This is a genomic window from Secundilactobacillus similis DSM 23365 = JCM 2765, from assembly GCF_001311075.1.
Lineage (GTDB): Bacteria > Bacillota > Bacilli > Lactobacillales > Lactobacillaceae > Secundilactobacillus > Secundilactobacillus similis.
Genome location: NZ_BBAD01000012.1, coordinates 1 through 13,347 on the forward strand (window position 1 = coordinate 1; position 13,347 = coordinate 13,347).

The following is a 13,347-nucleotide window of genomic DNA, read 5'->3' on the forward strand; positions in this document are numbered from 1 at the left end:
TCCGCATAGCGCCGGAGCCTCCCGCGGCATTCTCCCACTATAGATCTAAACATGCTTACGCTGGACACAAACGACAGCAAAAAACGCAGCTCGATCACCCTTCGAGCTGCGTTTTACTATTCATTTTCTTTCGGTCGGTAAAACGACCGGCCATCCATCGCAAAGAGTCGTTCACCAAACTCGCCCGGTGCCGTTTTTTCAGTGGCATCCGTCAGCATCATAATTGATGCATCTAATTCGTCCAGTTGATGCAAGACCTCCGCCTCCAATAACCGTGGTCGAACAGGTGACCCGTATTCCAGTAATCCATGATGGGCTAAGATCATATGCCGCAATAACACGACTGGTTCGCTATTTAAATCAAATTTCAGTTCGTTGCAGGCTGAGACGATTTCACCATCAACAATGCTAATATGCCCCAGTAAATTACCTTCAACGGTATACGTTGTCGAAACTGGTCCTGATAGTTCGATTACCTTACCTAAATCGTGAAGGATCGCGCCAGCATACAGCAACGGTGCGTTAATGTTTGGATACTGGGCAACAACGTTGTGCGCCAGCCGTAAAATCGAAATCGTGTGATAGGCCAAGCCACCTTCGAACGCATGGTGATTACGCTTGGCTGCTGGGTAAGTAAAGAAGGCCTCCCGGTGTTTTGATAATAACAACCGAACAATTCTGTTCCAAACCTGATCGGTAATTTCAAAAATCACTTGGTTGATTTCTTCTTCCATATCGGCCGCTTTTAACGGTGCGTGGACCACGAACTCAGCTGGGTCACTCTGCTCATCGGCGTTGGCCAGTCGCAAACTTAAATTTAACCTGTGGTGAGCCTTGATAAGTTTCTCGCTTACCGGTTAACCGGACCACCCGCCCCGCTTGGTAGCGTTTGACGTCGTCGTCACTTGCGTCCCAAAACTTACCGGTGATTTCACCAGACCGGTCTTCAAACGTCAGGTCTAAGTACTGTTTGCCGTTCTTAGCAACCCGAACCGTGACACTTTTCAATAGTGCCATTAAGTTCATCTGTTCGCCAACTGCAAACGTCATTAATTGTTTTTCTTCCGCCATAATAGCGCCCCCCTTTACGTTCCCCTTATTTTACCGCCAAATTCGTTAGATTCAAAGTTTGATCTGCCGCAACGAACGCTAAATTATCAGCGTTGGCTGTTAAATACAAGACTTGACCATTACCCATTTCGGTCAACAGTTTAACCGCTCGCGCTGTTCGCTGACGATCAAAGTTAACAAAGCTATCGTCAACGATCATCGGTAGTTGAATCTGATCGGCCATCACCTGGGTAAATGCCAGTCTCAGTGCCACGTATAGTTGCTCTGCAGTACCGCCAGACAATTCGCCCACGTCAAACACAATCCCATCGGCTCGAGTAACTTGAACCGTTTCATCAGTGAAAGTCACCTGTTGATACCGTTGATCTGTCAAAACGGCAAAAAATTGCTGAACGGCCTTCAAAATCTGAGGTTGCCGACCCTGAGACGCATTAACCAAAGTCTGATCGATCCATTTGATCAACAACTGATTAGTCAGCCAATCATCCGTCATCCGCTCAATTTCAGCTTCAAGGTCCGCTCGACGTTGGAGTAGTTGCTGGTAAGCCACACTATGCCCCTTCTTTTCAATCGCATAGGCACGCTCACTCTGTTGTTTAAGTTGACCATCCCGTTTGGTCATTAAGCTTTGAAGTTGCGCCTTGGCCGTTTCAACCGCGGCCTCAATCGCTGCAACCGAATCAAACTGTGCTAGTCGTTGGCGCTCTGACTCAGATAACCGCTGTTTGACCGCTGTCAGTTGGGTTTCACGTTGTTGTGCTTGCTGACTAGCCTGATATTGTCGTTCAAACGCTTCGGTAGTTGTCACGTTAGCCGTCTTTAAGAATGCCTGCAACGTTTTTTGACTAGCCGTTAGCTGTTGCTGATAATCCTGTTGAACGTGTTGAAGTCGTTGACGTTCACTTACTTGCGCTTGACTGCGATTAACCTGATCCTCAGCAGCTGCCACGAAGTTCGTGATCTGCATTAACTTTTGCGCGGCCGTTCCCTGCAATTGTAAAACCGGTGCTGCAAACTGCCACTGTTCAAAGTAACGTTGTAATTCCGCGTCACCACTTTGTCGCTGCTGTTGACGTCGCGCAATCGTCCGCTGCAACTGACTCACTTGCTGAAGGTCTGCTTGCATCGCCAGCCACTGATCAACAGAGTAAGCGCCAACTGGTAGTGACGTTCAACCTCGGTTAATTGCGTTGTCAGTTCAGCTAACTCGCCTGCTAAATCCCCCAACTGCTGACGATCACCATCTAACTGACGTGAGAGCAAAGTCAACTGCGCATCAATTGCCGACTGACCATTTTGTTGCAGCATCGGGTGAAAAATGCCGTAGGCCGCAACCAGTAACCCCGCAACTCCGCCCAAGGATTTTAACCAGCCCGTCAGGATCAAAACTGACAACAACGCAATCACCACGCCCGCACCCAGCCATTTTACTGAAATACCACCCCGACTAGCCGTTGCTTGATCACTCAAACGCGAGAAGGTCTGTTGATGGTCTCGTCGTTGTTGTTCGATAGCTGCTTGCTTCGTTTGATTCGCCTGCTGGGCCGCAATCAACCGACTGATCCGTGGTTGATCAATTGCGCTAAAGGGACGCGCCATCACGATTTGTTCACCATAGCGTTGACGAAATGACGCTAACTGTTGGGCTTCTTGAGTCGTTGCCGTGTTCGTCAGTTCTCGAAGCTGTGGTAGTTGGGCCGCAAGGGTTTTAATTTGTGATTGATGGGCTTGATAGACGGCCATCACCTCAGAATCAGGTTGGATTGCCTCCGAGTCAGCGAGTGCGACTTCAGTTTGATCTAAGGCCGACTGCAACTGATTTCGTTGTGCCGTCAATTTAGTAAACGTCTGCCAATCAGTGGTTGAAAGGCGATGACTAGTTGAATCCGTTTGTTGCATCAGTTGCTGATAGGTCACAAAGTCCGGATAATTCGTCACAAGTTGCTGAAGTTCGGCTAGTTTTTGCTGTTGATCAACCACCCGTTGCTGAAGTTCTGCGAGCGCCGTTTCACCTTCTGCTTGTTGCGCCATTAATTTTTGGTAACTTTCATACGCCTGTTTAGCAGTTTGAACCTCTTGGGTTAACGCGTCATACTCCCGCAGTAATTTAGCTAACGGTTGTACCCGTCCTCTAGGTTTATATAGCGCATCTGATTCACGTGCTAACTGCTTCGTCAGGCCAATCCAATTATCACTACCAACGGCACCAATTCGTTGAATGCGCTGAACTAATTCAAACCGATCCAGTTGATCAACTGCCTGCAATTCCCGTTCGCCAAAGCAAAAAATCTGGTAAAACAGGTCTTTATCAACTGGTCGTAACAGGTCGGTTAAGGCAGCCTTATCAAGCGTTTCATCCGCTGTTAAATCTCGAAACGTTACAGATCCACCATGGGGACCCGCAACCCGCTTCAGCCAATAGTCATGGTCATGATGCTTAAATGTCAGTTCACCACCGTACAACGCGCCACTTTTAGGTTGATACATTGCATACCGGTGCTTAGCCGTCTCAAATCCAAACAACAGACTCGCAATAAAGGCCACCAACGTTGATTTACCGGCCTCATTTGGGCCGTAGATCAGTTGAAATTCACGGTTGAGCTTAACCGTTGTTTCGTGAAATTGACCAAAGCCGTAAATCTTAATCGTCGTGATCTGCACGTTGCGTCGCCTCCAGTCGTGATTGCGCTAATAAACTACTGCGAACTCGTTGCTGAATCTTAGTTTGCGTGTCAGTGTCTTGTAAGTGTCGAGCTAAAAATGGATACTGCATCAATTTTCCCGCCGTGGTTTCAATGATCGTTGAGTCAAACACCGTTTGCGCAGCGTCGTCCCAAAACGCAGCATCCAGTTGGCTGTATTGAATCGTCGCCTCACTTGGTTGCGGCGTCACTTCAACGACCCAGGTCGTTATCGGTGATTGCCCCGCCTGAGTATGGTTAAGTCGTGCGAGCCACGTGCCGTCATTTAGCCGCGACAACACACCCTCGTTTAAGGCCTCAACATTGGTGATCGCTAACGTGACCAGCTGTAGTTGTGTCGTTGGTAACTGTGCTAGGCGCATTAATACCGCCGTTTGTAACGTGTCATCGGTCATTCCTGATTCTGCCGGGACTGACAGCGTTAGCCAAGTCACATCGTCTGCCGGAATGTAGGTTGGCCTCAGTCGTTGGCCCGAACTTTCAACCAATTGAAAGCCATGGGTACCCGTTTCGTTTTGGTGCCGACCTTGAATCGCCCCCGCATAAATAATTGGCGGCGTCATTGAAAGTGCCTGTTGCTGGTGGATATGGCCCAACGCCCAGTAATCATAGCGCTTCGCTTGTAGCTCAGCCACCGTAAACGGTGCGTATTGATCCTGAGCGCCAGTCCGAACCGCCCCGTGCAACATGCCAATCTGAAAGTCAACCTCTGACCGATCAGGAAATTCAGCCACCCGATCCGTTGTTAACCACCGTTGGTCATAGCTAAACCCACTAATCGCAACTCGCTGCTGAGTAGCCGTAGTAAATTCCGCCGTAGTCACTTCTCGACCAAACACCGTCACACCATCGGGCAAACTCAACGTTGATTGCTCGGTCAGATAATCATGATTGCCATAACTCAGATAAACGCCAATGCCGGTATCAACCAATCGCTGGAGTTGATCCCGTAAAAAGAGTTGGGCCTGCACACTTTGCGTATCTCGGTCAAAGAGGTCCCCAACCAAAACAACAAAGTCAACCCGTTCTTGAATGGCGCGATCCACTAACCGTTGGGTTGCCGTAAAGGGCGCCTGATAGACCCGTTGCTTCACTGCCGCAGGTAAATCACTTAATCCCCGAAAGGGACTGTCTAAATGTAAGTCAGCTGCATGAATGAATTTCACGTTTTCTCTCCTAAAAAAACGCCGAAGCCAACGACTTCGACGTTTCCATGTTCACTCCAAGTCTAATGACCGCTACTAAAAATTAGTTCCGGTAAAGATCTTGAATTGGTTTCGTAATTTCAGCGTTCAACTTAGCTAATAAGTCGTTAACACCCTTTTCATGGTCCATCAAAGCCTTGATCAAGTCAGTTTCGCCGACCTTGTTAGCAAGCTCTTGGGCGTGCTTCATGTCGTCTTCACTTAATTGTTGGCCTTGCATCTGCTTTTGTTGCAGATCGAGTTGGACCGTTTGGAAGTCCTTGAATAAGTCGTAAGCGGTTTGATCCGCCTTCATTGCGTCGTAAGCGGCCTTTAATGCCGTAAATTCTTCGGAACTTGCTAATTGGTCGCGTAGTTCGCCGGCCGTTGCTAAAATATCTGCCATGTGTCAGATTCCTCCTGTCAGTTCATTCAATCATTGTATCATGGCTAAGGGGCACTTCACAATGCCGGCTGGTTAAAATTCAGCTGGTCACAGCCCAAGTGAGACACTAATTGCCAAACGCGTCATCCCACCACCGTTTAACGGTGTCCGCGGCATTATTGACCCCCTGCTTAACTTGATCACCGACCGATGATGCACCGTTGGTCACATTATCCCAGAAACTGGAGTCCGATTGCTGCGCTTTGGCCAAGGTCGAGGCATCCTTGACGTTAAACGAGGTCTGCTTCGTGTATGGTAAAATCTCTTCCATCTCAGTCTTAAACAGTGGTCCAACACCGGCACCACTTAGATTTTCCAAGTGATGATTTTGATTGGTATTGTCAAATCCTTCCCAGGTTGCCAAGACCACATCCGGCGTGTACCCCACGATCCACTTATCCCGAGTCGCATCACCATCACCCGTTGCATCGGCTTCAGTACTCCCGGTCTTGCCGGCAACTGAGTAGCCGTATGGCTTGGCAGTGGCACCAGTCCCGCTATTGAAGACCCCAAGCATCATACTCGTCATCTGTTTGGCAACTTTAGACGACATCACGCGAGTCGACGTCACATCTGGATTGCTAACAACAACGTTACCATTTGCATCCACGATTTTACGGATGTAGTGCGGCTCAGTGCGTTCCCCATCGTTTGCAAAGGCTGAGTAAGCACCCGCTAACTGTTGTGGTGAAACCCCTTCGCTCAACCCACCAAGGGCTAACGCTAAGTTTTTGTCGGACTTAGTGACTGGCAAGCCAAACTTCTTGACGGACTGGTAGCCTTTATCAACACCAATCTTATTCAATAACCACACCGCTGGCGCATTCATACTCTGCGCTAACGCGGTATACATCGGTACTTTACCCGAATACACATTGTTATAGTTCTTCGGCGTGTAGTGATTGGTCCCATACGACGTTTTCTTATCCTGCAACATCGAATCATAGAAATAGCCGTTTTCCAGTGCGGGCGTGTAAACCGCAATTGGTTTAATTGTTGAGCCCGGTTGCCGCGTAATCTGGGTTGCTCGGTTATAGCCTCGGAACACGTGCTTCCCACGACCACCTACAACGGCCATCACCCCACCGTTATTGGGATTCAAGGCCACTGAAGCTGCTTGAACCTTTGTCCCATCGGCGGCATTTTGTGGGAACAAGTAACTGTTCTTAAAGTTAGTCTGTAAACTGGATTGATAATTCTCATCTAGGTAGGTATAAATTTTATACCCATGATTCATGATTTCAGACTCCGTTAACCCGTACTTCGAAATCGCTTCATTGATTACAGCGTCAAAGTAGTAAGGATAACGGTACGAATCATTATACTGATAGGTATCGCTGGTCACTACGGCTGTCTGTTGGTAAGCCTTCGCCTGCTGTTCGGTGATTGCACCAGTTTCAGCCATCAGCCAGCACGGTGTTACGCCGTTCCTTAGCGGCTTGCGGGTGGTCAATTGGATTGTAACCACTTGGTGACGTCAGCATACCTGCCAGTACCGCTGCTTGTGGCACGGTTAAGTTGGCCGCCGATGTCCCGAAGTATTTTTCGGCCGCGTCTTGGACGCCCCAAACACCATTGCCGAAGTAAGCGTTGTTCAGGTACATCGATAAAATATCTTTCTTAGTATAAACGTTCTCAACTTCAACCGATAAGAAAAGTTCCTTGAGCTTTCGTGTAAAGGTCTGTTCCTGCGTCAAATACGCATTTTTCACCAACTGTTGCGTCAAGGTACTCCCACCACCGCTAATGTAGTCGCGGTGCAGCAGCTTATTCTTGGCTAACAGGAAAAACGCCCGCGCAATCCCCTTAACCGAAAACCCGTACTCGTGATAAAAGTTCCGGTCTTCAGTTGAAATAACCGCTTTTTGAACGTTCGTCGAAATATGATCAAGCGACACATAGGTCCCCTTTTGCGCATACAACGACCCCGCTCGCTGATTCTTTTTATCATAAATATAGGTGGTTTTTTCAAGTTGGGCCTTTAAATCACCAACGTTGGCGGTTTTGGCTTGAAACGTCAAAACGGCACTCAAGATAAAGACAACCGCTAACACAATCGTGATTAGCCACCGGGTCAGCTGGTATCGGTGCCAGACCTTACCTAATCGCCGTTTAAAGCGATGATAGTACGGCGCCAACCAGGCCCGGAATCGCTCAAAATATTGATTTCCCCGATTATTGTTCATCAAAAAACTCCTCAACCATTTTCAAGATTTGCACTATTCATTCTATCATAACTTTGACGAACGCCTCTGACTGCGCCGAAACTTTAATAACCCTTAAACAGCCGTTTTGATCTGCTAACACTAAAAAAGCACGCCCGCATCCCGTTACGGGACATGGACGTGCTCACTTCGTTAACCAAAATCGTTAATGAACGATATCCGGATTCATGTTTTCAGCAATTTCATCGTTCAATTGCTGAGCAACATCAGCATTCGGACTAATCACCAAAATCGTATCGTGTCCGGCAAGCGTGCCGACCACTTCTGGTAACTTTAAATCGTCTAAAATCGCCGCTAAGAGGTTGCCGTTACTTGGCAACGTTTTAATCACGTTGATAAATTCGATCCGAGTCAACCCAATTACCACTTCATTAATGGTTTCACGTAAGTGTTCTTCTTCTGATTTATTTCCAGGCTTAAAGATTGTATAACGCAAGTGTCCATGGCCATCTTGGGCTTTGACTACCTGCATCTCACGAATGTCTCGTGAGATTGTTGCTTGCGTCGCCTTAATCCCAATTTCTTTTAGATGACGCATTAGGTCTTCTTGCGTACCAATCGGATATTGATTGATTAATTGTTCAATTCGCGATTGACGAATACTTTTCTTCATTCCTAATGCAGCCCCCTTGTTGTTCTAACACTGTGATTATTATAGCAAAATTAAAAATGAATTGAAAGCACCTTTTTAAATAAGTATTCAAAAGGGGTATAAATCGGAATGGTCACAAAATGGTCACAAAATTTCGAGAGAAGTTTTTAATATTAACAAATGAAACAAAAATTGAACCAAAAAATTATAAATGCAGAGCGGGCATCTTTATAAAAATTCATATTAAAATGGATACTACACCTAGTTTTATCCCGGTTAAATGTGGTTAATTCACATATTCAGCGCACAAAAAAGCCGTCCATCTCGATTGAGGTGGGCGGTTTTAGTTAGTCTTAGTCATCTGTCTTAATTTCGGTACGCCGGTTATCAATCAAGGACGCCAGTTCATCGAGATCCTCGGCCGTAGCCATATCTCTGATAAATTTACGCGCGTAAGATCGGTATTGGTAAACTCGTTGCTTATCCTTATTAGCATCAGTCCACTTTTTATTAGCCTTTAAGCGTGCTTCACTATTTTTAGGCATTCCATTCACTTCCCTATAAAAGTTAAGATTAGATTGATTATTACTAGAATCCCATTAATTGCGGTAATGCCTGCCAGTGCATATAGGAGTTTTTTATTTGTCATATTAGGTAATCTCAGGGTAGAATTAAGTAAGGGGCTAGGCCCCTTACCATTTACTTTGTGAGCTTGTCTATCAAGGTTACCAGATTCGTTATTAACGTGATAATGGCTGTTATCAACGTTAGTTTGGTAATCATTTCTTGATGGTCAGGCTCTTTTTGATGCTTACCCTTCAACTTCTAACCTCCTTTCTATATTATTAATATACACCTTATTAACTTACATATCAACCTTATAAGGTATATTTTTTAGTTTATTTTTGGCCACGCAAAAAAGCCACCCGTCTCCGCAGAGATGAGTGGTCCTTTGCTGCTATTTCACTTAATTAATCCAATTAAAATCTTCGATTCTAATTCGTCTAGAATAACTATAGTCAAGTCAAAATTTTTGCTTTTTGTTACGAATGAACCTACATCATTCATTAATCAAAGTTCCGTTTCGTTAAGCATTTAATAGAGTCTATTTTCGAAAAGCCGAGGTTATGAGCTAATTCTTCATTTCCATCGATTAGTTTATATAGTGAATCATAAATGTTTCCAAATTTATATCTAGAATTAACAGATTCCATCATAAATTTGATGATAAGGACAGCTACAGCTACTTTATTTGAATAGCCACCTTTGACACTGTTTAGGCATTGTGTGTATTTTGCAGGAGGTGTTGGCTTTGTCCTAATCTTGATATCGATAAGGTCGCTATTGTGCACACACGCATTTCGAATAAAATTCATACAGCTAAGCCAAGAAATTAATTCATTAGGAGTACAATTGAATTTTGAAGCAAGTGCCTTTTTATTATTCAGCGACATTATTTTAACTAGGTTAATTGTATCACCGAATGTTAGACAATCGGTCATAACCCATACTGATGGGAATCCATCTGAATTTTGATTCCAGGGCAATTTTATATCAGGAAGATTAGATCTCGTTATTTTTGCAAGTAAATCCTTTTTAAAATAGAACTGCTTCTTCTCAATTTCAAATTTTGGAATACTCCGGTCACACCAATTTTTATACTCCAAATAACCAAAGGCACCATATTTTAAACCTAATCGAGTAGCTACTATATTATTTAAATAAACTTCTATGTCCTCGATTGCATGTAAAATAAAAATTCTTAAGTTTTTATCCATGTAGTATCTGACTAAAAGCTTCTTAAATGAAAGTTTCTCATATACTATTTCCTTATCATCTGACAAACTCAAATGACCGTTCGGTTTACGTTTTGCAAATGAATACGCAAATTCTTTCAGTTTATAATATCCAATTTCTTGAATTTTGTTTGCGTCAATTTCGTGTCTATCTTCTGGGAATTGTATTCCACGGCTTTCAAATAAAAGCCGCTGTTCTTCTGGGTTTAAGTGCTTTAAGTTATCCTTCATTCTAATCACCCTGCAAAATATTTGCCTACAAAAAAACCCTCGTTTTTCAGGGCGTACCTGCGCAAAATGCGAAACGAGGGGATTGGCTTCTATACCTACTTTATACCCCTTTATCCGATATCCGTCAAGAAATATATTACAGCCTATCTCATTTCTGTAATAAAAAAGCCACCCACCTCGTAATGAGATGAGTGGCCTTTTTAGACGCAATAGCAATCGGGATTGCCATGAGTATACCATTATTTTTGCTTAAGTTCACTAACATATTCTTCAATATTATCAATTCGTTGATTGATAACCTGGTGTTCACCTTTACTAGCAATCAATTCTTCGTGCATGCTATTTTGCGAATCAATCAAGCGTTCGATTTTACGTGTTGTTTCACTCATGCTTAAAGCAACCCGTTTTAGATCATTAATAAATGGCTTTAAAATGACCATTAGAGCTGCATATACGCCGCCGGCAACGGCAATCCCAACGGTAATTAATTCTGTCCAGTGATCCAACGTCATTACTTGCCACCCGACTTTCTGACCAGTTTCACATAGTCCTTATTAGCTGAGATATACCCAACGTCAGTCTTAATCCGGTATACCTTGCCATACTTGACGGCCTTACCGTAGATTGTGCTGCCCTTAGTAAAATGAATCCGGCGCTGATGGGCCTTATCTAAGGCAATCTTGCCGTACACATTGATATGATCAGCAATAACTTCATAAAGACCATTAGTTGACCAATACGCTGGTTTGGCCTTTTTATTCGTAGCGGAACTACCAGACAGTGAGCCATCAAAATCATAGCTGGCATCTACTCCGTGCCAATTGTCGGTAAACTGCCAGGCATTCGCATTGACGACACCAGGCTGCGAGACACCGTAAGCGGCTACCCAAATATGTTTATCGACTAACGCACTTCGCTGAATTCGGCCGGAATTAAACCAGCTACCGCTTCCATAGGTAACAACATTTCTATATCCGGCATTAATCAGATAACGTAAAAACGCATTAACTTGTGGTGTCGTATTGTATGGCAGTCCAGGCGCTTCAACGTCAATCACTAAAACGGTCGAATTATCTAGGCCAAACTTTTTAGCCCAGGCTAAAAATATTTGGCTTCAGCGGTTCCAGCACCGTGAAAGAAATGATAAACACTGACCGAACCAAATACTTTTAATGAATTGGTAACTTGAGCGCTTGCTTTCGGATTTAAATAGTTGGTTCCTTCAGTTAATTTAACCACGGCAAAGTCAGCGCCTAACTTTTTAAAGTTATGAAAATAGCTAACCGAGCTACCCTGATAGCTCGATACATCAATCCCAAGTTTAGGCATTAACATCACTCTTTTCTGTAGTTGAACCGGCTTGAGAAACGGTTTCTGAGGCTTGTTCGTATTTTCTGATGCAGAACTATCCGTATCAGTTTCTGACGGCGCCGGCGTCACAGGGGAAAAGTGGTTATCACCACCAGCTGCCTTGTAGCTTGATAGGCTTTCTCAACTAATCCGGAAATAGTTTGAACATCTAAATCAAAGCCATTGGCCGTTAATTGAGCGTTAACGAAGCGGATTGCTTCCTTCTTTCGGTCAGACAGAGATAACCCAGCCATGACTGCCATTTCAGGTACAATCGTATTCGCCAAGTTTAATCCCACTTCTAATCCTTGCTTGACGTGAGTATTTTTCTCTGTCTGAACCTTACGAGTTAAGAGTGGTTTTACCAACTTGTAAACAGTGGGAATTAACACCATTAAGAAGGCAAATACGCCAGCGTTACTGAGCCAATTGAACACATCGGTAATTTCTTTGAACATTTTTTATCCTCCTAATTTCGGGTAAATTAAAAGCACTGACTAACTGGCTATTAATTGCTAGTTAGTGGTGCTTGTGGTCGTTGCTTGAGTTGTTGGTGCTACATAATCTTCACCAGTAATCATCTTATAGTCATCGGCCGTAATCAAATTCTTGGTTACTTCTGCAGCGACTTCAGCTTTATCCATTGTGTGCCATAACTGATATGCAAATTTGAATACAATCATCATGATTTAGCACCTCCTTCTGCTAAGGCTGTTAGTGCCTGTTCTAGTGATTCAATATGTTGCTGCTGATCAGCCATTTGCTGGGCTATTGCTGTCAACGACTCTTGTTCAGCCGTTGGTTGGCTATCTGGCATTTTCTCAACTGGTGCAACATAGCTTGGATTAACAGTAACAGTGTCGTTCTGTAGTAAATAGAAAGATGGCTTGAATTTTTTATCAAAATCATCTGGGACTTTCCCATCGAATTCAACCGATCCAGTAAGATCACCTAAACTTGCAAATTCAATAATTTCATTTTTATCATTTAAAACTAGTCGCATCACATCATCCCCCAGATTTCTTTGATCGTTATATCGCCAGGACTAGTTGACATCGTCGGAGTACCGTTAGAAGCTCCATTTGGCACTGCAAGGCTATTTGCACCATTAACGCTTAGTCGTGCAGTAGTAATAGTTGGGAAAATGAGCTGTGCCTCGTAAAAAGTAGTCGCCGCCGCAGCTCCATTTCCATTATTAAAACAATTAATAATAATGGTTTTGCCGTCGCCAACCGCAAACATACCATTGCCATTGCTAGTTTGATAGATGGCCGCATAACGTTTATAGCCAGAAGCAGGCTTATTTAGTGTAACTGGCTGATTCATTTTTGACGACCCAATCCATAAAGGCACATAGTTAAGCTGTTTACTCCATTGCATCCAAGTGCCTTTATCAAAATAATTTGTCCACGTACAGTTATTATAATCGACAGCAATAACCATCATTTTGTTGAGATTATATCCATCCATTTCGCGGACAATTGCAATACCGCTGACGCTACCCATTTCTGGTGCGAGGCCTGTATTCCCTTGTGCAACGGTAAAATTGTACGATCCATATTCATGCACATTTTTTAAACAATCTAAAATACTCGGATCTTGTGCGGTGCTGCCAAGGTTAAAGGCAAGACCACGATTAATACCACTGACGTCCATGCGAGTCATACCAGCAACACTAACACCAGAAGTATATCTAATTTTCACACCATTTGTGTCGTTTAAATTAATCATCGCATAGTAAACTCCACTAC

Annotated in this window: 12 protein-coding genes and 3 pseudogenes; all 15 read right to left on the reverse strand. The window is 44.2% G+C overall.

Annotation, left to right across the window (positions count from 1 at the left end; genetic code table 11):
* Window positions 1-116 precede the first annotated feature (116 nt).
* The 15 genes and pseudogenes from JCM2765_RS04160 to JCM2765_RS04225 all read right to left on the reverse strand — a co-directional run bounded on the left by JCM2765_RS04160 (window position 117) and on the right by JCM2765_RS04225 (window position 13,327).
* Window positions 117-1,071: pseudogene (locus JCM2765_RS04160) on the reverse strand (3'-5' exoribonuclease YhaM family protein).
* Between the two features lie 25 nt (window positions 1,072-1,096).
* Window positions 1,097-2,197 carry an ATP-binding protein gene (locus tag JCM2765_RS04165; RefSeq protein ID WP_054734088.1) on the reverse strand — a complete coding sequence of 367 codons (1,101 nt, stop codon included), beginning with the start codon at window positions 2,195-2,197 and terminating at the stop codon, window positions 1,097-1,099.
* On the reverse strand, window positions 2,173-3,732 hold the full coding sequence (locus JCM2765_RS04170; RefSeq protein ID WP_054734091.1) for an AAA family ATPase: 1,560 nt from the start codon (window positions 3,730-3,732) through the stop codon (window positions 2,173-2,175). Before JCM2765_RS04170 ends, JCM2765_RS04165 begins: the two co-directional genes overlap by 25 nt.
* Window positions 3,713-4,939, reverse strand: coding sequence for a metallophosphoesterase family protein (locus JCM2765_RS04175; protein WP_054734093.1), 1,227 nt, complete (start codon window positions 4,937-4,939; stop codon window positions 3,713-3,715). Before JCM2765_RS04175 ends, JCM2765_RS04170 begins: the two co-directional genes overlap by 20 nt.
* A gap of 82 nt (window positions 4,940-5,021) precedes the next feature.
* Window positions 5,022-5,363: a YlbF family regulator gene (locus tag JCM2765_RS04180; protein WP_054734096.1), complete on the reverse strand. Its 342-nt coding sequence runs from the start codon at window positions 5,361-5,363 to the stop codon at window positions 5,022-5,024.
* Window positions 5,364-5,469: 106 nt separating this feature from the next.
* Window positions 5,470-7,588, reverse strand: a pseudogene (locus JCM2765_RS04185) (PBP1A family penicillin-binding protein).
* A 184-nt stretch (window positions 7,589-7,772) separates the two neighbouring features.
* On the reverse strand, window positions 7,773-8,240 hold the full coding sequence (gene argR / locus JCM2765_RS04190) for an arginine repressor (protein ID WP_054734099.1): 468 nt from the start codon (window positions 8,238-8,240) through the stop codon (window positions 7,773-7,775).
* A gap of 332 nt (window positions 8,241-8,572) precedes the next feature.
* The gene (locus tag JCM2765_RS04195) at window positions 8,573-8,764 is read right to left on the reverse strand and encodes a hypothetical protein (RefSeq protein WP_054734102.1); all 192 of its coding nucleotides are present in this window, start codon (window positions 8,762-8,764) and stop codon (window positions 8,573-8,575) included.
* 522 nt (window positions 8,765-9,286) lie between these two features.
* Window positions 9,287-10,246 carry an Abi family protein gene (locus JCM2765_RS04200; protein ID WP_054734105.1) on the reverse strand — a complete coding sequence of 320 codons (960 nt, stop codon included), beginning with the start codon at window positions 10,244-10,246 and terminating at the stop codon, window positions 9,287-9,289.
* Between the two features lie 239 nt (window positions 10,247-10,485).
* A complete protein-coding gene (locus JCM2765_RS04205; protein ID WP_054734107.1) occupies window positions 10,486-10,758 on the reverse strand; it encodes a hypothetical protein in 273 nt (90 codons plus the stop codon).
* Window positions 10,758-11,575, reverse strand: a pseudogene (locus JCM2765_RS04210) (GH25 family lysozyme). The gene JCM2765_RS04205 and the pseudogene JCM2765_RS04210 overlap by 1 nt, the downstream one beginning before the upstream one ends.
* Window positions 11,576-11,682: 107 nt before the next feature.
* Complete coding sequence (locus tag JCM2765_RS04215) at window positions 11,683-12,054, reverse strand: hypothetical protein (RefSeq protein ID WP_225351960.1); 372 nt, start codon at window positions 12,052-12,054, stop codon at window positions 11,683-11,685.
* A gap of 57 nt (window positions 12,055-12,111) precedes the next feature.
* Window positions 12,112-12,282 (reverse strand): XkdX family protein, encoded by a 171-nt coding sequence (locus tag JCM2765_RS16625; RefSeq protein ID WP_082404990.1) that lies wholly within the window; start codon window positions 12,280-12,282, stop codon window positions 12,112-12,114.
* The gene (locus JCM2765_RS04220; RefSeq protein WP_054734110.1) at window positions 12,279-12,599 is read right to left on the reverse strand and encodes a DUF2977 domain-containing protein; all 321 of its coding nucleotides are present in this window, start codon (window positions 12,597-12,599) and stop codon (window positions 12,279-12,281) included. Before JCM2765_RS04220 ends, JCM2765_RS16625 begins: the two co-directional genes overlap by 4 nt.
* Window positions 12,599-13,327 carry a hypothetical protein gene (locus tag JCM2765_RS04225; RefSeq protein ID WP_054734112.1) on the reverse strand — a complete coding sequence of 243 codons (729 nt, stop codon included), beginning with the start codon at window positions 13,325-13,327 and terminating at the stop codon, window positions 12,599-12,601. Before JCM2765_RS04225 ends, JCM2765_RS04220 begins: the two co-directional genes overlap by 1 nt.
* Window positions 13,328-13,347 lie beyond the last annotated feature (20 nt).